Origin of the sequence: Legionella cincinnatiensis (assembly GCF_900452415.1) — a bacterium.
GTDB lineage: Bacteria > Pseudomonadota > Gammaproteobacteria > Legionellales > Legionellaceae > Legionella > Legionella cincinnatiensis.
Genome location: NZ_UGNX01000001.1, coordinates 3,588,886 through 3,611,804, shown reverse-complemented (window position 1 = coordinate 3,611,804; position 22,919 = coordinate 3,588,886). Strand labels below are relative to the sequence as shown.

The window sequence follows — 22,919 nt, the reverse complement described above, 5'->3', positions numbered from 1 at the left end:
GATATTGTTTAAGTGAAAGAATATTAATAAAACCAGTGTTGTATTAATCAACTTAATACACTAAAGTATTAGTTGCTCAGATAGATCAAATATTCTGAGAGTATTAATTGGATTTATGTGAACTAGGGAAAAAAATGTTTCGATTCATGGAGATATGGCGAAAAAATAAGGCATTAAGTATAAATAAAAAAGCAATTAAGATTTGTAAAAAGAGTGCCTATTTTGATGCTAATTGGTATTTAGATAATTATCCTGATGTAAAAGCCGCTGGCTTAGATCCTGTGCTCCATTACGTAAAATATGGTGCTGTAGAAAAGCGTGATCCGGGACCTAATTTTTCAACGGTAGATTATTTAATTGAGAATCCTATAGCCCAAGAAAAGGGTATCAATCCCTTAGTGCATTTTGAAAAATCACGAAATAAAGTCCCAACTACTAAAAAAAACTATCAAACATGGGTTAGCTTATACGATACTTTAACTGATTTAGATAAAAAAAATATTAAAAGGAAAATAGCTGCTCTGAAATATAAGCCTACGATTTCTGTAATTATGCCAGTTTATAATACCCCTGAAAAATGGCTAAAACTAGCGATTGATTCTGTTTTAAAACAACTCTATCCTTATTGGGAACTTTGTATTGCTGATGATGCTTCTACCGCCAGCCATGTTAAAAACCTTTTAAGTTATTATACAAAAAAAGATCCGCGTATTAAGGTAGTTTACCGGCAAACTAATGGCCATATTGCAGAATCTAGTAACAGCGCACTACAACTGGCGAGTGGTGAGTTTATTGCTTTATTAGATCATGATGATGAGTTAACAGAACATGCATTGTATAAGATCGTTGAAGAATTAAATTCTTATCCTAACACCACCTTAATTTATAGTGATGAAGATAAAATTGATGAGCACGGAAAACGCTGCGAACCTTACTTTAAATCAGATTGGAATCCAGATTTATTTTATAGTCATAACTTTATTAGTCATTTGGGGGTTTACAGGCGCTCAGTAGTTAACGAAATTGGTGGATTTCGTAAAGGTTATGAAGGAAGCCAAGATTATGATTTGGCGCTTCGTGTTATTGAGGTCATTACATCAGATCAAATTCGCCATATTCCACACATTTTATATCACTGGCGTACTGTTCCTGCGTCTATGTCAAATTCAAAAGCATATACCTGTGAAGATGCAGCACGAAAAGCAATTCAATCTCATTTAGAACGGCAGCAGGTGGTAGGGGCGCAAGTGATACAAAATCCTTTTTTACCTAATTTTCATAGAGTGACTTATTCTTTACCAAAGGAGCCGCCTTTAGTAAATATTATTATACCAACAAAAGATAAGGTTGATGTTCTTAGATGTTGTATAGAGAGTATTCTGAAAAAAACAGAGTATCAAAATTTTGAAGTGACAATTGTTGATAATCAAAGTCAGCAACAAGAAACTCATAATTATTTCGAACAATTAACACATAATCAAAAAGTTAAAATTATTTCTTATAATGAACCTTTTAATTATTCAAAAATTAACAATTTTGCTGTTAGTAAGACGCAGGGAGATATACTTCTTTTTCTTAATAATGATACAGAAGTGATAACCCCTTCTTGGTTAACAGAAATGGTTAGCCAGGTGGTAAGATCTGAAATTGGGATAGTAGGTGCTAAACTTTATTACCCGGATGACACTATTCAACATGCAGGAGTTATAGGTGGTTATGGTTCTGTTGCGGGCCATATCTTTTCCAGATGGCCTAGAAAAAAACATGGATATATGGGGAAAGATTCGTTGTCCCAAAACTTTTTAGCAGTTACGGCTGCATGTATGGCGATGCGCCGCTCAGTATTTGAAGAATTAAATGGTTTCGAGGAAAATACTTTAGTTGTCGCTTTTAATGATGTAGATCTTTGTTTGCGGGCTTATAAAAAAGGTTATCGAGTATTCTGGACTCCCTTCGCAGAATTATATCATTATGAGTCTTTAACAAGAGGGGTAGCTCAGACGCAAGAGGAAAAAACGCAAGCGGGGAAGGAAATAAATTACATGCTAAAGCATTGGGGTAATTTACTTCAAAAAGATCCCTTTTATAATCCTAATTTAAGTTTAATATGCAGTCATTATTCTTTAGCATTTCCTCCACGGCACTGTTGGAAATAAAAAGAATTATTGCTAATCAAATAATTATAGAAAAAGGAATTTCATTTTGAACTTACTTCCATTAATTGTTGATCTTGATGGGACACTTATTCATACGGATATTCTTCACGAGTCAGCTTTAGGGCTTTTGCGTACTAATCCTTTTGCTCTATTGCGTATTCCTTATTGGTTAGCAAGAGGAAAAGCAGCCCTCAAAGAATATTTAGCGAAACATACACGGTTACATCTTGGTTCTTTACCTTATAACAACGATTTACTGCAATGGTTAAAGCAACAAAAAACAGAGGGGCGTAAACTTATTTTATGCACTGCTTCCGACCGCTCTATTGCAAATGCGGTATCAGAACATTTGGGGATTTTTGATGAAGTAATCGCAAGTGATGGTGCCATCAATTTGGCAGGAAAGGAAAAAGCAAAGGCTCTTGTTGCGCGCTATGGCCATGCAGGTTTTGATTATGTAGGAAATTCCAAAGTAGACATTCCCGTGTGGCAATGTGCTCGAAAAGCAGTTGTGGTAAATGCTTCTATAAAGTTAGCTGAAAAGGCAGAAAAAAGTTTTGAAGTGGAGCAGGTATTTCCTTCATTAAAATCAAATTTTAAAACTTGGTGTCGTGTATTTCGAATCCATCAATGGTTAAAGAATGTCCTTTTATTTATTCCTCTTTTGGCAGCGCATCAAATTGCAGCCATTGAGCATTGGATTATGTTAATTATCGCATTTTGTGCATTCAGCTTATGCGCTTCTTCGGTTTATATTATTAATGATTTAATGGATTTGGAAAGTGATCGATTACATCCACGAAAATGCAAACGACCTTTTGCGTCAGGTCAAATTCCAGCTTGGATGGGTGTTATTCTTGCACCATTATTACTGTTTTGCAGTTTTTTATTGGCAAGATGTGTAGAAGGCTCGTTTATATTTTGGCTAAGTTTTTATTTTATATTAACCTGTTTGTACTCTTGGAAACTTAAACGTATTGTTTTAGTAGATTGTCTTGTATTATCTATTCTTTATACCTTACGAATTATCGCGGGGAATTCTGCAATCGACATCCCCTTGTCATTTTGGTTGCTTACTTTTTCTATTTTTCTATTTTTATCACTTGCTTTAGTAAAACGTTATTCTGAATTAAAAGTTCAACTACAACAGGGTTCAAAAAGTGCTCATGGGCGAGGTTATTATACTTCGGATGGGGAATTAATTCAGATGCAAGGAATTACCTCTGGTTTTGCAGCGGTTTTGGTTTTAACTCTATATATTCATAGTGAGGCCATTATAAAACTCTATAAAATTCCCGAGCTGCTTTGGGCTGAAGTACCTATTTTATTATTTTGGATTAACTGGATGTGGCTGCAAGCTCATCGAGGAAAAATGCATGATGATCCATTAGTTTTTGCCGTAAAAGACAGGGTTAGTTTGTTGGCTGGTATCGTATTTTCTATTGTATTAGTTTTAGGTGCTGTAGGATTATGGTAGCAGTTACTTCGTGGGGGCGGTTAGGTTGTTGGGAGCATGATGTTCGCGTTCTTAATGAGAAACATCAAGTGCTAGCCCAATTAAAAAGTGATTCTCAAGGAATTGCCTATGGCATGGGGCGTAGCTATGGAGATGTTTGTTTAAATCCAAAAGGTCTTTTATGGAAAACATCAGGACTTGATCGTTTTATCTCATTTGATGAGACAACAGGCCTTCTTAAGTGCGAATCCGGGGTATTATTACGTGACATTCAGCGTTTATTTATTCCCCGAGGCTGGATTTTACCCGTGACACCTGGAACCCAGATGGTTACAGTTGGAGGGGCCATTGCAAATGATGTCCATGGGAAGAATCATCATATAGCTGGATCTTTTGGCAACCATATTCAAAAAATTAAATTAGCTCGCACTGATGGGAGCATTATTGAATGTGGACCCAATATGCTTCCAGAATGGTTTGCAGCGACCGTAGGGGGAATAGGTTTAACTGGAGTAATTCTTGAAGCAGTCATCCAGCTGACTCCTGTTGTTGGGCCGTGGTTAATCACTGAAACATTACCCTATGAGGGGCTTGATGAGTTTTTTCAATTTGCTACTGAATCAGAGCCTAATTGGCCTTATACTGTTTCTTGGATAGATTGTTTGGCAAAGGGCAGAGTCCGAGGTCTTTTTATGCGTGCAAGACCTTGTGAACAAGATAAAAATAGAGCTTATCATGAACGAAGATGGGCAATGCCTCTTGTTCCTCCAGTATCTTTAGTGAATTCTTTGTCGTTACGAGCATTTAATTGGATGTATTTTAATGCAAAGAAAAATCAAAAAGATGCCCAATATGTTCATTATGAACCCTTTTTTTATCCCTTAGATCATGTAAATCATTGGAATAAAATGTATGGCCCTAAAGGTTTTTTTCAATATCAAACAGTAACTCCTCCCGAAAGCTCTATTGATGCAATACAAGCAATGTTGGATGAGATTTCTCAATCGAAACAGGGATCTTTTCTCACGGTTTTAAAAACCTTTGGTTCTATAAAGTCACTAGGGATGTTAAGTTTTCCTATGCAGGGAGTGACATTAGCTTTGGATTTTCCTAATAAGGGTTTACATACACATAAGCTTTTTGATCGCTTAGATGCAATTGTTCGCACAGCAAGAGGACGAAATTATCTTGCAAAGGATGCGCGCATGCCCAAAGATTTATTTGAAAATGGATATCCTCATTTCCATGAGTTGTTGCCGTATCGTGATCCTGGAATAAGTTCAGCGATGTCACGTCGATTGATAGGAGATTAGTTGGTGGTAGATAATAAAAAAAGAATTGTAATTATTGGCGCTACTTCAACCATTGCTATGCATTGTGCGCGCTTATGGGTTGAAAAAGAACCTGTTATTTTGACCCTGGTAAGTCGCGATAAGGAAAAAACAGAGCAAATAGCAGCAGATTTAAGGGTACGTAATCCACAAACAGATATTCAAATCATTGAAGCGGATTTTCTTGACCCGTTTGCGATCAAACAGCTTGTCGATTCAATAGTTGCGAAAGGACCACTGCATTTAGTATTAATTGCTCATGGATCTTTGCCTGATCAATCTGTTTGTGAGCAAGATCTAACGGTATGTCATGATGCTCTTACTATTAATGCTCTTTCTCCCGTACTGTTTGCGGAGGCTTTTGCGGGATATATGCAAAAAGCAAATCAAGGAACTTTAGCAATTATTGGTTCTGTGGCGGGTGATAGGGGTCGTAAATCTAATTATGTATATGGTGCAGCCAAGGGATTGATAACCCGCTATGCAGAAGGTCTTCAACATCGACTTGCTAAAACTAATGTTAACGTTATTTTGATTAAACCCGGGCCCACAAATACGCCTATGACCGCTCACTTAAAACAAAGTGCAGGGAAAATGGCAAATCCTGAAGATGTTGCAAAGATTATTGTTGAAGGTGTAAAAAAGGGGCAGCCTATAATTTATGCGCCTAAAAAATGGATTCTCATTATGATGATTATTAGGCACTTGCCTCGCGTTATTTTCAACAACTTAAATATATAAAATGTATTTAACTCATTAAATTAATTAAAAAAATACTTTTGTAGGTGATTTGCTGCATGAATGAGGATAGAAGATGTTAAAAAAAAATCTGATCTTATGGATAAGACAAAAAAAGTTAATCAACATTTTATTTAATTGGGGCTTACAAGGATTACTATTCATTACGGTAATTTGTGTTTTCGTGCCCTTTTCTCCGAAAATGCCTGGAGAGGGACTTGATCCTTCCTGGATGATGGGGTTAAACCAAGCTGTGGCTCAAGGGTTAGCTTTTGGACGTAATATGATTTTTACATATGGTCCATTTTCGTTTCTTTATACAAACCTATATCACCCTTTAACTGTTCACTTTATGATACTGTGCTCTATATATTTGAGCATAATGTATGGGGGGATACTTTTTTCTCTGACAAGAAATAAACCTTGGTATTTAATAATTATTTTTCTAATTACATTCTTGTTGTCAACTACATTATCAAAAGATACTTTGTTTTATTCATATCCATTGCTTGTTGCTGTATATTGTTTTAACTCTGTAAATTCAGCAGAACGCATAGGGATTGATTATAAAATATCACCTTTTATTTTAGCATTGTTGTTTTTTCCCTTTGGGTTATTATTTTTAATAAAAAGCTCTTTTTTAATTTTATGGTTACCTATAGTAGCATTTATTTTTATTTTGTTTGCCACAGATAAAAAATGGTTACAAGCTGTTACCATAACAGTTACCGTAATTTTTTCCATTATTTTTTTCTGGCTCGTTTCAAAACAATCAAGTTTAGATTTATATTTTTATTTTAAATCAGGAATAGCTATCATTTCTGGTTATACAGAAGCAATGTCTATTTCGGGCAATATATGGAATATTTTTTACTATCTTTTTGCTGCTTTTATTTTATTAGGAGCTATTTTTTATGAAAAGGGTATTTTTTCGAGTAAGTTAAAATTTCTAATTTTTTTATCTTTTTTCTTCTATTTGTTTGTAGCTTTTAAGGGAGGATTTGTTCGCCATGATGGTCATGCTCTAATAAGTGCTTCGACTATTTTGATTGCTACTCAACTTTTTTCTTTAATTGTTTCTTCACGTCAGGCGGCCCTTGCCTCCCTTGTTTCATTTTTAGCGTGTTTGTATATTAGTTCGGATTATAATAAACCTCAATATATTATTAATAATATGAAATCGGTTTATTTTTTAGCTTGGAATGGATTAAAGAATAATTTTTTGAATGATGCACAGCTTGAAAATGAGTATAATAAGACCCTTGACCGTATGCGAGATAAGGTAAAATTCCCTAATTTTGAAGGAACAACCGATATTTATTCATATAATCAATCTTATTTACTTGCGTCTAGAAATAATTGGAATCCCCGTCCTATTCTTCAAAGCTACTCTGCCTACACACCTTTATTAATGCAAATAAATAAAATGCATTTACTCAATAAAAAATCACCAGATAATATTATTTTTAAACTAGAGACTATTGATGATCGCATGCCCTCTTTTGAGGATGCACCTAGCTGGCCTGTTTTTCTAAGTAATTACCAGCCAAGTATATTAAAAAATGATTTTTTATATTTGCATCGAAAATCGTTACTTTCTGAAACCCCAAGAATGGAAAATATAAAAAAGGACGAATACTCTTTAGGTGAACGTATATATATTCCAAAAGAGACTTCGCCAATTTTTGCTGAAATACATATTAAGCAAAAGTTATTTGGAAAGTTGATGAATATTTTATATAAACCAAAACCGTTGCAAATTACATTATATTTAAATAATGGCGCAATAAAGACTTATCGAATAATTTCTGAAATGGCTAAATCGGAGTTTCTGATATCTCCCTTAGTTGAAAATACTGTTGAGTTTAGTTTGTTGTATGGAGGAACTGATTATTTGTCGAATAAAAAAGTAGAGTCATTCTCCATTATCTCTATGGGGGGAAAACAACAATGGGATAATAAATTTAACGTTACTTTTAAGCGGATGCCAGATTTCACTAAAATAGATATATCAAAATTACAGAAATTTGACACTATAGAGAAGTTTACTTCACACAAAGTTTCATTTGCTAATCATTGTGAAGGTTATATTGATGCTATCAATGAAGGCCCTGCTACTGCATCATTTATTGCCGATAAATTACTTAGTGTACGAGGTTGGTTAGTTAAAGCAACTCAACCTCAAGCACAATTGCCTGAATCGGTTCTTTTGGTTTTAACTGACAATAAAGGAAAAAATACTTTTATTAGAACCAAGCCAACTCAGCGACCTGATGTTGGTGCGTATTTTAAAAATCCCATATTCGATTCCTCGGGTTATACAGCTACTGCAGATGTATCAGGAGTTAGGGGTGACTACAAGCTTGGTTTGGCCTATATCGAAGATAATAGTATTAAAATTTGCCCACAATTTAAGATTTCTGGCACTTTTAATTCTAATAGTTCTAATAAGTCTATTGATAAAATAAGTTACGAAAACGTTTCGGTTGCAAAACAATGTATAGGATTTATTGATATGATTAATGAGATGCCTGTTTCCACCTCATTCATTGCTACTCAATCACTTAGCGTACGTGGGTGGTTAGCGAAGTCTGTAGAACCGAAAGCTGAGCTGCCTGAGGCTGTTCTTTTAGTCTTAACGGACAGTAAAGGTAGAAAGAATTTTATTGAAACAAAACCAGCAAAACGTCCTGATGTAGGGGTACACTTTAAAAATCCTATATTAGAGAGTGCAGGTTATAGAGCCAAAGCCGATGTATCCAACCTTGATGGAGGTTATACACTTCAATTAGCATATAGAGAAGGGAAAAGTATTAAAATTTGCCCACAATTTAAAATTGCTGGGGTGTTTAAAAATCAGGCTTAGAAGAGGTTAAGAAGAAAAGTATATTTAGTAAGAGATCTGATAAGAGATTATCTGACTAAAACAGTTCATTATATTTTTTATATATTTATAAAATTTAACAGTAATGCTTTCCCTTTAAATGAAGAGATATATTTGATGAAACCAATTATTAAAAATAGAGTCTTAATTCTAATTTTACCGGTATCCTTGGTTATTTTGATGATGGGATTAGCAATTTTTGGTGCATACCAGTCTTATTCACCTGTTCCATTTTGGGATATGTGGAGAGGCGAAATCGAGTTTTTTATAAAAATTAGTGAAGGCAATACTTCATTGTGGTGGAGCCAGCACAATGAACATTGCATTTTACTTTCTCGATTATTGTTTTGGATCGATTTAAAATGGTTTGATGGTAGCGGTTTATTTTTAATTGTTATTAATTATTTTCTAGTTTTATTAAGTGCCTTACTTTTTTGGCGAATAATACATGCGATAATAGAGGATAAAAATAGAGTTAATGAATTTTTTTGGAGTCTCATAATAACAGCTTGGTTATTTTTATGGTCTCAACAAGAAAATTTAGTATGGCCTTTTCAAAGCCAGTTTTTCTTGGCTCAAATTTTGCCATTATGTGCGTTCTATGAGCTAAATAAAGCAGCAAACAACACTAAAAAATTACATTTTGGTATTGCATGTATATTGGGCCTAATGTCACTTGGAACGATGGCGAATGGTATTTTGGCTTTGCCATTGATGCTTGTTTATACTGTTCTTACTCAACAAAGTAAAGTGCGTATTTTCAGCTTAATGATTTTTACTATAATTGGCTTCGGCTTCTATTTTTATACGTATAATTCGGCAAGTTACCATGAACCCATACAACAGTCACTAAAAAGCAAACCTTTAGAGTTATTAAATTATATTTTGATGTATCTAGGCAATCCTTTTTATTTTATATTCAAACAGAAAGTAGTTGCTTGGCTTGCTGGATTAATTCTTGTGGTTAGCTCGGCTACGATGGCTATTCAATTGATACCGAGGTTGCCTAGAGCCACTCTGAAATTAACTTTGCTGTTTTTTATTTTTTATGTTGAGGGTACAGCTGTTTGTACCGGTCTGGGAAGATTACATTTGGGGGCGGTGCAATCTTTAGGTGGTCGTTATACAACACCAACTATCATGGCGTGGGCTTCTTTGTTAATTGTGATTTTACCATCTATTCTGAATAAGACTCGAGAGACTCGATCTAGTAGAAAAATAAGTGAACGTTTAATGTATGCGGTTTTAGGTATATTTTTAACTGTATCTATAGTGAATTCACAATTTGAAGCTTTGCAATCCAAAGATAATATTTTATTTGAAAGAAAAGTTGCCGCACTTGCATTAGGACTTGGAGTCAATGACTCAATACAAATCAAAAAAGTTTATCCAGATACTCAAGCGGCTCTTTCTATAGCTCAAAAGGCTTCAGAGAAAAATTTATCAATTTTTGGCTTATATCCTTTCAATGAAACCCGATACATTGGAAAAACTATAAATGCTTATACCTTACCAATATGTCGAGAAGGCAGTTTAACTAGTATTGATGAAGTAGAACCGGATAAGCGTTTTGTTCATGTTAGCGGTTGGCTTAATTCAAAATCTCAACCCCAAATGATTCGTTTCTTGAATTCTAAAAATAAAATAGTGGGATATGCAATTACAAAAAAAGATGGTCTAAGAACTTTATATGAAGGTTATTTGGTGACCTCTCAAATATCAAAAGATCTTGTATTGCAAGGAGATGGCGCTTCGTGCCAATTAAATATTTTGAATGGATATATAAGGAAGTCAAATCATCAACGAATTGTTATAACAAAAAACTGTGAGGGGTATATTGATACTATTAATGACGCCCCTTATTCCCCATCTTTTTTATCAAATAGATTGTTAAAGGTACAGGGTTGGTTAACTAAATTTGTTGATTCTAAAGCAGAACTTCCTGAAGCTGTTCTTTTAGTTTTAACTGATAATAATGGGAAAAGCATTTTTATTAAAACGAGGCGGACATTGAGGCCTGATGTCGGAGCACATTTTAAAAATCCAATATTAGATGCTTCAGGCTATGTGGCTACTGCTGATGTTTCTAATTTTGAGAAAAATTATACTCTTCGTTTAGCTTATGAAGAAGGGAATAATATTAAAATTTGTTCTCAATTTAAAACTATAAGTTTTTTTAAAAAAAATGCTGCTTAGAGAAACATTCCGAAAAGAATATATTGGGATTATATTATTAATAATGTTACTATTTTTATAAATAACTAATTGTTTTAGTTAATGTTTAGAAAATAAAATGGATTTTTTATGAGCCAAATAATAAAAAAAATCATCATTCCAGGGGGGGCGGGACTAGTTGGTCAAAACTTAGTGATTCGCCTTAAGGCTAAGGGCTATAAAGAGATCGTTGTTTTAGACAAGCATCAGACTAATTTAGCTATTTTAAAAAAATTGCATCCTGATATTACGGCTGAATATGCAGATGTATCTGTCCCCGGTGAATGGCAGAAGCATTTTGTTGGGGCAGATGTAGTTGTAATGTTACAAGCTCAAATTGGTGGAAATGATTACCAAGAATTTGTTCATAACAATGTGAGTTCAACAAAACTCATTCTTGAAACAATCAAAGACAGTAAAATTCCTTACTTAGTTCACATAAGCTCTTCAGTTGTAGAATCAGTAGCCAATGATTTTTATACGAATACTAAAAAAGAACAAGAAGATCTTGTGCTTGCCAGTGGTATTCCCTGTGTTATCTTACGCCCCACCTTAATGTTTGGTTGGTTTGACCGTAAACATTTAGGCTGGCTCTCTCGATTTATGAAAAAAGTGCCTGTTTTTCCGATTCCTGGGCATGGACGATATATGCGCCAACCCCTTTATGTAGGTGATTTTTGCAATATTATTGTTAGTTGTATTGAAAAACAGTTTGTTGGTGGTGTTTATAATATTTCGGGTCATGAGTGTATTGATTATATTGATATTATACGTGAAATAAAACGTACTACTGATGCGAAAACTATAATTACAAAAATTCCATATCACTTATTTTATCTTCTTCTATGGGTATGGGGGCTCGTGGATAAAAACCCTCCGTTTACTACTCAACAACTTTCTGCATTAAGTGCTAAAGATGAATTTGAAGTTATTGACTGGCCTCATATTTTTGATGTGCCTTATACCCGCTTTAGTAAAGCAATTGATGAAACTTTTAATGAGCCTACTTATAAGAAAATAATTTTGGAGTTTTAAAAAATGAGTCAAAGGATTGCTGTACTGGGAGCTGGCCCAATGGGTTTGGCAGTAGCTTATCATCTGGCACGTGAAGGGCATCAGCCTATTATTTTTGAAGCAGATGATAGAGTAGGAGGAATGAGTGCCTCTTTTGATTTTTCAGGTTTATCCATAGAGCGCTATTATCATTTTCATTGTACTTCAGATCACGCATTTTTAAAAACATTAGATGAATTAGGATTGACTGATAAAATGCGTTGGGTTGAAACAAAAATGGGGTACTGGTATCAAAATAGATTGCAACCTTGGGGTAATCCAGTTGCGCTTCTTAAATTTCGTGGCTTAAACCCTATATCTAAGTTTCGTTATGGGTTTCATGCTTTTCTGTCTACAAAACGGGGTTCTTGGCAATCACTTGATAATGTGGAAGCCACTAAATGGATTAAACGATGGATTGGTAAAAGAGCATATGATGTTTTATGGCATAAGCTTTTTGAATATAAGTTTTATGATTATGCCAATAACTTATCGGCTGCATGGATATGGAGTAGAATAAGAAGAATTGGCAAGTCGAGATATAATTTATTTCGAGAGAAATTAGGATATTTAGAGGGAGGTTCTGAAACTTTATTGCAAGCAATGAAGTCAGAGATAGAAGTCAATGGTGGAGAAGTGAGGCTTAAGTGTCCAGTCAACAAAGTGATAATTACAGATGGAAAAGTACAAGGGATAGAGGTAGCAGGAAAGATTGAATACTTTGATAAGGTGATTAGTACTATACCATTGCCGTTTGTCCCTAAAATAATGCCAGATCTTCCTGAACCTATTATGAAGAGTTTTCAGTCTATTAAGAATATCGCTGTTGCATGTGTTATTGTAAAACTTCAAAAACCTTTAACTGAAAATTTCTGGCTTAATATTAATGATCCGGATATGGATATTCCTGGTTTGGTTGAGTACTCAAACTTAAGAAATCTTGGACAACATATTTTATATGTGCCTTTTTATATGCCAGGTGAACATCCTAAATTTGCAGAGACTGATCAAGTATTTATTGATAAAGTACGCACTTATTTAAAAAAAATTAACTCAGAGTTAGATGATAAGCATATTATAGATATTCGTGTAAATCGATATCGTTATGCACAGCCTATCTGCTCTCCTGGGTTTTTAAACCAATTACCTCCTGTAGGATTACCCGTTAAGGGATTATGGGTAGCGGATACTTCCTATTACTATCCTGAAGATAGAGGAATTTCTGAAAGTATTGATTTCGGAAGAAAAATGGCACAAGAAGCAATAGCATGAAGAAACAATTTTTCTCGAGACAATTCGTCCTCTTTTTATTCACGGGAGGTATAGCTGCAGTCATTAATTTTAGTTCACGTATAGCTTATGGTTTATGGTTTAATTTTTCTTTGTCTATATTTCTTGCTTATATTACAGGGATGATTAGCGCATTTATTCTTGCTAAGGTCGTTGTATTTAAAAAAGGAACGCAGAGTACGCATCGTTCTATTATGTGGTTTACTTTAGTTAATCTTATTGCTGTATTACAAACTTGGATAATTAGCATAAGTTTAGCTAATTATCTTTTGCCTTTTTTGGGAGTGGATCTATTTGTGGAGGAAATCGCTCATGCAGTGGGGTTGGCTGTTCCCGTATTTACAAGTTACCTAGGCCATAAACGGTGGTCGTTCCGGGAGGCATATTAATAAATTTTATATCCACGAAACTAGATTAAAAGATTGAGCTATATTTCGCATTTTTATTCATAGTGATATTGGATTGGTTTTTTATGTCAATTCATGATATTTTCTAAACAATTATATTCTACATACAAGGCAGTTTTATGAATATTTTAGACACAAAAATACCGGAAGTTAAAATTATAGAGCCCCGTGTTTTTGGTGATGAACGTGGTTTTTTTTATGAAACATTCCAGATTAAGCGGTATGAGGAGTTGCTTGGTATAGAAGATACGTTTGTCCAGGATAATTTATCGCGTTCACGAAAAGGTGTTTTACGAGGATTGCATTATCAAAGCCAGCAAACCCAGGGAAAATTAGTATCTGTTTTAGCCGGTGAAGTTTTTGATGTGGCCGTTGACATTAGAGTTGGCTCGCCTACTTATGGTTCTTGGGTTGGTGTGATTCTTTCAGGAGAAAATAGACGCCAATTTTGGGTTCCTAAAGGTTTTGCTCATGGATTTTACGTGTTAAGTGCCACTGCGGACTTTTTTTATAAGTGTACGGATTATTATCATCCAGAAAGTGAATTATCAATCAACTATCGAGATCCCGAGCTAGCTATTGATTGGCCTTTAAATGATGATGTTCAGCTCTCCGCAAAGGATATTCAAGCTAGACCTTTGAACTTGATTGACCCCCAATTTTTACCGAGGTATCAATGAAAATTTTAGTTATAGGGGCTAATGGTCAAGTTGGGTCAGAAGTTATTCTGCAGTTTAAATCTTCAGAACATAAAGTCATTGCGTTGACAAGAAAAGAACTAGACTGTGCTCATATTAGTGAAGTGGTCTCAATTCTCTCATCGATACAACCCGAACTGATTATTAATGCAGCTGCCTATACGGCTGTAGATAAGGCTGAAGATGAAGTCAGGCTTGCTCATATTGTTAATGCAGAGTTTGTGGAGCAGGTAGCACTCTATTGTGCACAGAAGAAAGTACCTTTAATTCACTTGTCTACGGATTATGTTTTTGATGGTACCAAAGAGGGGGTCTATAATGAGACAGACATCACTTGCCCTCAAGGTGCATATGCGCAGTCTAAATTAGCAGGTGAGCACGCAATTACCTCACAACTTAAAGAACACATTATTTTACGTGTGAGCTGGGTGTTCGGAGTTTATGGAAATAATTTTGTAAAAACTATTTTAAAATTGGCTTCCTCTAGGAGTGAACTGAGAGTTGTTGCGGATCAATGGGGTAGACCAACGGCAGCTCGAGATATTGCTAGAGTGTTACTCGCGATTGTCAACAAAATAGACTCCTCACCTTTTAATGATTGGGGGATCTATCATTATGCTGGAGCAGGTGTAACTAATTGGTATGAGTTCTCACGCGTTTTTATTGCTCTTGCTCAGAAAAAGGGAATGGTTTTGCCCCTCACGCAGTTAAACCCCATCAAAACAGAAGAGTATGTCACTAAGGCGGCGAGGCCCAAGAACTCCGTTTTGGATACAACAAAAATCGAACAAATATTAGGTATTCGGTGCCAGAGTTGGGAAGATTATTTGCCGGAAGTCGTGGATAGTTTCATTGAGCAGAGCGCCCATCTGATGGCAAACGCTTAGCATAGGCTTTTATAATTTCAATGAAACTTCATCCTATTTTTTAATTAGAGGTAATCGCTTGCTCCCCTAGTTTACAATTAAACTGGGGGCAGCTCTATTCACCTCACGAAAATCGGTTAATTCGGTGGGGTTTTATACCAAGTTATTTATTGATATTAGACCTCCCGCTTTCGCGGAAGGTGACGAGGTTCTCAGATATTAGACCTCCCGCTTTCGCGGAAGGTGACGAGGTTCTCAGATATTAGACCTCCCGCTTTCGCGGAAGGTGACGAGGTTCTCAGATATTAGACCTCCCGCTTTCGCGGAAGGTGACGAGGTTCTCAGATATTAGACCTCCCGCTTTCGCGGAAGGTGACGAGGTTCTCAGATATTAGATCTCCCGCTTTTGCGGAAGGTGACGAGGTTTTCAGATATTAGACCTCCCGCTTTTGCGAAAGGTGACGAGGTTTTCAGATATTAGACCTCCCGCTTTTGCGGAAGGTGACGAGGTTTTCAGATATTAGACCTCCTGCTTTTGCGAAAGGTGACGAGGTTTTCAGATATTAGACCCCCCGCTTTTGCGGAAGGTGACGAGGTTTTCAGATATTAGACCTCCCACTTTTGCGGAAGGTGACGAGGTTTTCAGATATTAGACCTCCCGCTTTTGCGGAAGGTGACGAGGTTTTCAGATATTAGACCTCCCGCTTTCGCGGAAGGTGACGAGGTTCTCAGATATTAGACCTCCCGCTTTTGCGGAAGGTGACGGATTCTTATAGGTGAGGATTTTATGGAGGTTTAATGTATGGATGCTTTTTTTCACACTACTAATTGTTCCACATCAAATTTCACTTGTCTTTTATCACTTTGCTCTATTAGCTGAAGCAAATAAGTTCCATAACTGTTTTTACAGAGCTTTCTACCAGTTTCTGCAAGCATTTCTTTACTGATCCAATTGTTTTTATAAGCAATTTCTTCTAAACAAGCAATTTTTAATCCTTGGCGATGTTCAATAGTTTGTACAAAAGAGGCTGCTTCTAAAAGACTTTCATGGGTTCCTGTATCAAGCCAAGCAAATCCACGTCCAAGCAATTCAACATGGAGAATACCGCATTCAAGATAGAATTGATTAATACACGATATTTCTAATTCACCTCGATAGGACGGTCTTACTTGTTTGGCAATATCTATGACTTGATTGTCATAAAAATAAAGTCCAGTCACCGCATAATGTGATTTGGGATTTTTCGGTTTTTCCTCAATAGAGATGGCTTTCATTTGCGCATCAAACTCTACGACTCCAAAACGCTCAGGATCTTTGACTGGATACCCAAAAACAGTCGCTCCTGTTTGACGGGCAGCCGCTTCTCGTAATTGTTTGGTAAATCCATGGCCATAAAATATATTATCCCCTAGTACCAAACATACATTATCTTGACCTATAAACTCTTCACCAATAATAAATGCCTGGGCTAAACCATCAGGACTGGGCTGTAATGCATACTGTAATTTTATGCCAAACTGCTCCCCATTTCCTAAGAGTCGTTGATATGCTGGATAATCTTCTGGAGTAGTAATCACCAGGATTTCACGAATACCCGCTAACATTAAGACAGATAAAGGGTAATAAACCATAGGCTTATCATAAATAGGGAGTAATTGTTTTGAGATGCCTTGGGTGATAGGATAAAGACGTGTTCCGGAGCCTCCTGCGAGCACAATTCCTTTCATGCTGATAATTCCTTTTCAATAACTTTTGATTGTTTTTGTTGTAGTTTGTTTAAAATAGTTTGGCACCAATTTTGATGATTGAGATACCACTCCACCGTTTTCCTCATTCCTGATTCAAAGGTTTCTTGGGGCTTCCATCCCAATTCCCGTTGAATTTTTGTTGCATCAATTGCATAACGACAATCATGACCGGGTCGGTCTTTGATATGTGCAATTAAGCTTTTATACGAGGCAATATGGGGTGGTTTTTGCGGCACTAATTCTTCTAATAACTCACAAACGGTATGGACTACTTCAATATTTTGTTTCTCATTATGTCCGCCAATATTATAGGTGGAACCAATCATCCCGTTTTTTAAAACCAAGTAAAGAGCATGAACATGATCATTGACATACAACCAATCGCGAATTTGAGTTCCATTGCCATACACGGGTAAATTTTTTCCAGCAAGGGCATTGAGAATGATGACTGGAATTAGCTTTTCAGGATATTGATATGGGCCATAGTTATTGGAACAATTTGTGATTATTGTGGGTAATCCATAAGTTCTATGCCATGCCCTTACTAAATGATCGGAGCTTGCTTTGCTTGCTGAATAAGGAGAACTTGGCGCATAAGGAGTGGTTTCTGTGAAGAATTCATCGGTTGTTTCTAGATCACCAAAAACTTCATCTGTAGAGATGTGATGAAAACGAAATGATTCACGTTGACTTATCGGCAATGATTGCCAATAAACTCGTGTCGCTTCAAGTAAATTATAAGTTCCGACAATATTGGTTTGAATAAATTCGGCTGGCCCATCAATCGATCGATCTACATGGCTTTCTGCTGCTAAATGCATGATTGCATCAGGCTGAAATGTAGAAAAAATATGATTTATTTGATCATGAGAGCGAATGTCGACTTGTTGAAAAATATGACGTGGATTGTTGATAACATTATTAAGTGATTCTAAATTTCCAGCATAGGTGAGCTTATCTACATTGATTACGGTATCTGTTGTATTCTCAATAAGATAGCGAACCATTGCTGAACCAATAAACCCTGCACCACCAGTAATTAAAATTTTCATATATTAAATGAATTCCCTTCTGAACCGTCCCTATTATCTTAATAAGATGCTTAAAAATTATATCCTATTGATTATTTACCAATTATTCTCAATCAAACGGGTTATTGTCAAGAGTCAGAATATTTTATTAAAAAAATACCTAGTACTTATGGATGATGAGATAACTTTAGCCCAATTATAGCAATGATGATTAAGGCAATGCAGCCAATTCGTATGAATGAAGTAGGTTCTCCAAGAAAATAAATGCCATAAATAACTGCGCCAACTGCTCCTATCCCTGTCCAAATTGCATAAGCAGTGCCAATAGGTAATGTTTTTAATGATTGAGCAAGGAATGCAAAACTTAACACCATGGCAAAAACGGTTATGAGTGAAGGATAAAGCTTGGAAAAGCCCTCAGTATCTTTTAATTTTACTGCCCACACCACTTCCAAAAGTCCTGCCAGAATTAAATAAAACCATGCCATATTTTTCCTTAATTCATGTGAATAATTTTAAATCTTTAATACTATTGTTTTATAATTGAAATTTAAATGGGTGCCCTAAAGTTAAAGAATAAGATATCACCTCGAATCATTCTTTGTAAGCCTAGAAAAAGATTTTAATTTGAAAAACTATTATTGGGGATAGGCTAATATTAAATACCAAGAACAAAAACGATAAAAATTTATTTCTAAACTTTAGATTGATTATTGTTTAAAAAGTCTTATCCAACCGAGCTTTTGTTTGTGACGAGACCTTTTGAGTAACGCAAGATCAAGGGTCTTTTTAATATCAGATCTTTTTAAAAATTCAATCAGCTCTTTTTTATTGCGGGTATGGGTGATGTCTTTTAATTTTTCCAATCGCTTTTCAACGGCTTTAATTGACACATAACATGCTTTTGCGATTTGTTTATAACTTAAACCTTGAAGTAAATAATATCCTGTATGTGCTAAAGTGTAATTCAAATCAAGATGTTTTCCTTCTACATTAATTGAAATAGACTTAATTTGTGTATTTTCTATGAAATAATCAATTTCACGATAAAATTCTTGTTGTTTTAGGGCATTTTTTATCATGCCTAAATCGCTTAAAGAAATGGCATGATCCAACGCTGCCTCAATAATTTTTTTAGCCTTGTCTTTAAAGTAAAGAATAAAGCGTTCTAAAATCTCTGGATGCTGGATGTAGAAGTTATTAATTTCATCATTGTAACTCATAGTAGCAAAGTTAAAGTGCTCTTCTTTTGAATCATAGCTTTTAATAAGGGTTACACCGTGAGCAATATTAAAATTTTCTCGAGCATCTTTCAAAATTGTCATTAAAGGACTGTCTTTGGGAAGACCATCCCAAAGGATAAAATCATGTTCAGGCTGCATTACGGGAAGATAATTGACATAATTTTTATCCATGCAATTTTTCAGCCATGAGTAATTGTTGGTAAGCAGGATGAATTTATCACCTACAGATAAGCGATATGAAAAAAAAGTGAGGTCAAAAGACTCAAAGAGTGGTTGGGCAATTTTTTCTATAGCACGACAAGTTGCTTTAAGATATTTCTCATTCGTCTTGCTAAAATATTTATTTCTCAAATTAGGTCTCAATCATTTTTCAATATAAAAAATATCATGGATTTAGAAATTAGCGCCATCCATAGTCACTTGTACCATACTCTTCACCAACACCCCCATTTTGGGCGTTAGGATTTGTTGTCTTTGCACAGGAGCTAAGAAGTAATGTGGTTCCTAAAAAACATATAATTAGAGTAATTCTTTTAAATAATTTAATTGTGGTCATTGGTGTTCCCTGTTTACACATTAGTCATTGACAATTACTTAACTCTAAGAGAGTAAATATTTATAAAAAACAATCATGTTTTGGGATTCAGAATACAACATAGCCAGATAAGCTTCAATTGCATAAGTTTGAGCCCATTATTCGAAATAAGAATAGGGATAATTGTCACACATGGAATAGTCAGGCTCCGAATTTTTTACTGAGAGCATATAAATATTTTTGAGCATGAGCAGATTAGTTTTTTAGAATAAGTTAGAATAACAGCGCCATAGAAATGACTTTTTTAAGACACTTCCTCTCAACAAGTAAGATATGGTTCAATAACTATGAAAAATAGACGTAATGAAAAAACAATGCTTAATCTCATTGTTCAAGTCGCGAAAAATGATCAAAGAATTAGAGCTGTGATTATGAGCGGCTCAAGAGCAAGCCCATCTGCAAAAAAAGATATTTTTCAAGATTATGATATCGTATATTTAGTCACAGATGTGGTGCCATTTGTTGAAGATAAAAACTGGGTGACTCAATTTGGTGAGCTACTTATCATGCAAAGGCCTGATGAAATGGATGGGAATTGGCCTAAATCTCAAGATAAATATGCCTATTTAATGCAATTTAAAGATTGGAATAGAATAGATCTCACTTTATTGCATATCAATCACCTCAAAACCATGTCACGGGATAGTCAAAGTATTTTATTACTTGATAAAGATCAGTTAATTGAGCCTTTTGATCAACCTTCAGATAACGATTATTTACCAAAACAGCCTACGGCAAAGGATTTTTTTGATTGTTGTAATGAGTTTTTATGGGTAAGCACTTATGTGGCTAAGGGACTTTGGAGAAAACAGATCCCCTACACAAAATATGTTTCAGAACAGGGAGTAAAAAAAGAGCTCATTCAGATGTTAATTTGGTATATAGGGACTCAAACTGGTTTTAATAAAACTGTAGGAATTTATGGAAAATATATCGAAAATCATCTTGAGCCCAACCTATGGCAAGCATTTTTACAAACCTACGTTGATGCGGATTTTAAAAATATGTGGACTTCATTATTCAAAATGTGTGAACTGTTTTATGATTTGGCCATCAAAGTTTCAAATTATTTTGGTTTTTCTTTTAATCAAGAGGAATTTGAGAGTGTGGTAGCTTATTTACATGAAGTCAAAAATAACGTTTATCAACATGAAATATCGCTTAATTGTAAAAAATAGCATTTATTTGATGAGCGCCAATAAATTGATTTTTAAAAGCTGTTGACAGCATTGTAAAAATGATTTACGTCTAGTAAAACTTTAGCTGAATATTTAGGAAAATATGTTGAAAATACACTCCTTTAACGAGTAAAAAAGGGAGGATGTTGATAATTTGGCCAAGATTGTTGAGGTGTCAACAAACCCTATAAATTCTAACTTTTATTGAGATCAATCCACTATGTACTTTATAAGACTCATATTTTTATTATCCGTGGTGAATATCGCGTTTGCAGGCCCATGGTTTACTGGACCTTTGCTCGCGCCAGCAGGTAAAACAATACCCGCAGGGCATGTTAATATTGAGCCCTATGGGTTTTTTACTGGCTATCCCAAAGGATATAGAAATATTGAAGGGGTTCCAATTATTAGTGTTGGAATTGCTAGTTTTTTAGATTTACAAGCTGCTATCCCTTATGATTATAGTTGGGTTAATGAAGAACATGGGAACGGTATTGGTGATTTTGGTTTGGCTTTAGGGATGCAGGTTTTGCGACAGCAAGAAAATTCGTGGCTTCCCGATTTGCGTTTTGTGGTACAAGAAGTTTTTCCCACAGGACGTTATGAAAATTTAGATCCTAAGAAGTTGGGTACGGATCAGACTGGCTTAGGTGCTTTTCAAACGCTTTTTGGGTTTAATTTCCAAAAATTGATGCAGTTAAAAAATGAACATTATTTACGTACGCGCTTGAGTTTGGTTGGCGTAAAGTTCAGCGATATTATTGTTCATGGACCGAATGTTTTCGGAGGAGGAACTAAGACTCAAGGTAGAGTAAAACTTAAAAATGCTTATTCTGCTGATTTTGCTATTGAATATACATTAACGCAAAATTGGGTACCTGTTTTTGAAGTGTTGTATGCGCATAGCCCAGAAAGTCAATTTGATGGCAACCCTGGATTTACTCCAGGAGGTACTACAGCTGCTGGTGTAGGAGGGGGCGCTAATGAGCAAGTTTCATTAGCTCCTGCCATTGAATATAATTTTACCTCAAACTTAGGTGTTATTGGGGGAGTATGGTTTTCTGTAACAGGGCCCAATTCCTCTAAATTCTTATCTGGGGTTTTTGCGATTAACTATTTCATTTAGGGCAATCACTTCAGGTTTGTTTTGGTTGGTTCTGACTCTATGTCGTGTTTTTATCGCGCCACTGGTATTGATGGCGCTTTTTGATTATTTAATTTAATCCTTTGGATTTCTTGGGTAATTTGACCAAAAGAATTAACATAGCCAATGCCAATCACAGATGATTGGGTGAGAATTTTCGAAAAGTTATAGGATTGAATAAGTTGAGACATTTCCTGTTGAAATTGTTTTGCTTGAGTTGGATCAATGAAATGTTTCGCCATTAAGGTAAAGTGAGGACTGTATTCAAAAAATACATTAGGGCTGCCATAACGTAAAAAAGCTTTTCTTTTTTCAATTATTGACGTTGCCCAATTAGGAATTGGAGCATTGAAATCACGCAACTCAGTTAACTCCATAGTTATTTCGTCACTTAATCGCTGTAATTCAGGATTTTGACCATTGGTTCGATTTGTATTATCAATATCCAACATCACATATCCTCCAGCGGTAACTATCTGGCTTGTTTTAATTTGGATTGGATGCCAGTGCTTTGCTATTTTGGAAACTCGTTTTTGGAGTTCTTTGATATGTTCCTCAGGGTAATCTGCTAAAAATAAGGTAATATGTAATGGATGATGAGTTAAAAAAGGCTCAATCTGATAACGAGTTAGGAGCTTATTTTTTTTTAAATAAAGATTAAATTCTTGAATAGATTGATGCAGCTCTGGGGCATCAAAAAGTAAATAGACATTCACTTTCTTAGCATATGCAGAAAAGGTTACTAAGAATACGGCAAAAACTTTTATTAGTAATTTCATTTTTCACCCTAGGTTAACATACTACTATGGCTCCTCCACTTTTGTTGAATGGCTTTACAACTTTATTCTGGTTCAACTTAGGAGCCTCTTTAAAGTGGCAGGGTCC

General features: G+C 35.3%; 19 protein-coding genes. 13 read left to right on the top strand and 6 right to left on the bottom strand.

Annotated features, from left to right (window positions below; genetic code table 11):
- The first annotated feature begins 134 nt into the window (after positions 1–134).
- The 11 genes from DYH34_RS15820 (at position 135) to rfbD (ending at position 15,114) form a co-directional block, all read left to right on the top strand.
- The gene (locus DYH34_RS15820; protein WP_058463750.1) at positions 135–2,156 is read left to right on the top strand and encodes a glycosyltransferase family 2 protein; all 2,022 of its coding nucleotides are present in this window, start codon (positions 135–137) and stop codon (positions 2,154–2,156) included.
- A 46-nt stretch (positions 2,157–2,202) separates the two neighbouring features.
- Positions 2,203–3,633: a UbiA family prenyltransferase gene (locus tag DYH34_RS15815; protein ID WP_058463751.1), complete on the top strand. Its 1,431-nt coding sequence runs from the start codon at positions 2,203–2,205 to the stop codon at positions 3,631–3,633.
- Positions 3,627–4,925 (top strand): FAD-binding oxidoreductase, encoded by a 1,299-nt coding sequence (locus DYH34_RS15810; protein WP_058463752.1) that lies wholly within the window; start codon positions 3,627–3,629, stop codon positions 4,923–4,925. The genes DYH34_RS15815 and DYH34_RS15810 overlap by 7 nt, the downstream gene beginning before the upstream one ends.
- Positions 4,926–4,928: 3 nt before the next feature.
- On the top strand, positions 4,929–5,684 hold the full coding sequence (locus tag DYH34_RS15805) for an SDR family NAD(P)-dependent oxidoreductase (protein WP_058463776.1): 756 nt from the start codon (positions 4,929–4,931) through the stop codon (positions 5,682–5,684).
- Between the two features lie 73 nt (positions 5,685–5,757).
- Positions 5,758–8,547: a hypothetical protein gene (locus DYH34_RS15800; protein WP_058463753.1), complete on the top strand. Its 2,790-nt coding sequence runs from the start codon at positions 5,758–5,760 to the stop codon at positions 8,545–8,547.
- A gap of 135 nt (positions 8,548–8,682) precedes the next feature.
- Positions 8,683–10,761 carry a hypothetical protein gene (locus tag DYH34_RS15795; protein WP_058463754.1) on the top strand — a complete coding sequence of 693 codons (2,079 nt, stop codon included), beginning with the start codon at positions 8,683–8,685 and terminating at the stop codon, positions 10,759–10,761.
- A 108-nt stretch (positions 10,762–10,869) separates the two neighbouring features.
- On the top strand, positions 10,870–11,814 hold the full coding sequence (locus tag DYH34_RS15790; protein ID WP_058463755.1) for an NAD-dependent epimerase/dehydratase family protein: 945 nt from the start codon (positions 10,870–10,872) through the stop codon (positions 11,812–11,814).
- Positions 11,815–11,817: 3 nt separating this feature from the next.
- Complete coding sequence (locus DYH34_RS15785; protein ID WP_058463756.1) at positions 11,818–13,104, top strand: NAD(P)/FAD-dependent oxidoreductase; 1,287 nt, start codon at positions 11,818–11,820, stop codon at positions 13,102–13,104.
- Positions 13,101–13,511 carry a GtrA family protein gene (locus DYH34_RS15780; protein ID WP_058463757.1) on the top strand — a complete coding sequence of 137 codons (411 nt, stop codon included), beginning with the start codon at positions 13,101–13,103 and terminating at the stop codon, positions 13,509–13,511. Before DYH34_RS15785 ends, DYH34_RS15780 begins: the two co-directional genes overlap by 4 nt.
- Before the next feature lie 137 nt (positions 13,512–13,648).
- Positions 13,649–14,209 (top strand): dTDP-4-dehydrorhamnose 3,5-epimerase, encoded by a 561-nt coding sequence (gene rfbC, locus DYH34_RS15775; protein WP_058463758.1) that lies wholly within the window; start codon positions 13,649–13,651, stop codon positions 14,207–14,209.
- The gene (rfbD, locus tag DYH34_RS15770; protein WP_058463759.1) at positions 14,206–15,114 is read left to right on the top strand and encodes a dTDP-4-dehydrorhamnose reductase; all 909 of its coding nucleotides are present in this window, start codon (positions 14,206–14,208) and stop codon (positions 15,112–15,114) included. Before rfbC ends, rfbD begins: the two co-directional genes overlap by 4 nt.
- 795 nt (positions 15,115–15,909) lie before the next feature.
- On the opposite strand, the gene rfbA is transcribed toward rfbD, so the two are convergent.
- The 5 genes from rfbA to DYH34_RS18115 all read right to left on the bottom strand — a co-directional run bounded on the left by rfbA (position 15,910) and on the right by DYH34_RS18115 (position 19,673).
- Positions 15,910–16,821, bottom strand: coding sequence for a glucose-1-phosphate thymidylyltransferase RfbA (rfbA, locus tag DYH34_RS15765; RefSeq protein WP_058464812.1), 912 nt, complete (start codon positions 16,819–16,821; stop codon positions 15,910–15,912).
- The gene (gene rfbB, locus DYH34_RS15760) at positions 16,818–17,894 is read right to left on the bottom strand and encodes a dTDP-glucose 4,6-dehydratase (protein WP_058464813.1); all 1,077 of its coding nucleotides are present in this window, start codon (positions 17,892–17,894) and stop codon (positions 16,818–16,820) included. Before rfbB ends, rfbA begins: the two co-directional genes overlap by 4 nt.
- A gap of 146 nt (positions 17,895–18,040) precedes the next feature.
- The gene (gene sugE, locus DYH34_RS15755) at positions 18,041–18,361 is read right to left on the bottom strand and encodes a quaternary ammonium compound efflux SMR transporter SugE (RefSeq protein WP_058464814.1); all 321 of its coding nucleotides are present in this window, start codon (positions 18,359–18,361) and stop codon (positions 18,041–18,043) included.
- 222 nt (positions 18,362–18,583) lie between these two features.
- On the bottom strand, positions 18,584–19,288 hold the full coding sequence (locus DYH34_RS15750; protein WP_131775230.1) for a helix-turn-helix transcriptional regulator: 705 nt from the start codon (positions 19,286–19,288) through the stop codon (positions 18,584–18,586).
- A 229-nt stretch (positions 19,289–19,517) separates the two neighbouring features.
- Positions 19,518–19,673, bottom strand: coding sequence for a hypothetical protein (locus tag DYH34_RS18115; RefSeq protein WP_157061452.1), 156 nt, complete (start codon positions 19,671–19,673; stop codon positions 19,518–19,520).
- Between the two features lie 326 nt (positions 19,674–19,999).
- Here DYH34_RS18115 and DYH34_RS15745 point away from each other — a divergent pair, with 326 nt between their 5' ends.
- Both DYH34_RS15745 and DYH34_RS15740 read left to right on the top strand, forming a co-directional pair.
- Positions 20,000–20,890: an aminoglycoside 6-adenylyltransferase gene (locus tag DYH34_RS15745; RefSeq protein ID WP_058464816.1), complete on the top strand. Its 891-nt coding sequence runs from the start codon at positions 20,000–20,002 to the stop codon at positions 20,888–20,890.
- A 220-nt stretch (positions 20,891–21,110) separates the two neighbouring features.
- Positions 21,111–22,016: a hypothetical protein gene (locus DYH34_RS15740; RefSeq protein WP_058464817.1), complete on the top strand. Its 906-nt coding sequence runs from the start codon at positions 21,111–21,113 to the stop codon at positions 22,014–22,016.
- 50 nt (positions 22,017–22,066) lie between these two features.
- On the opposite strand, the gene DYH34_RS15735 is transcribed toward DYH34_RS15740, so the two are convergent.
- Entirely contained in the window at positions 22,067–22,813 is a 747-nt protein-coding gene (locus DYH34_RS15735; protein ID WP_058464818.1) for a 2'-5' RNA ligase family protein, read from the bottom strand.
- Positions 22,814–22,919: the final 106 nt, after the last annotated feature.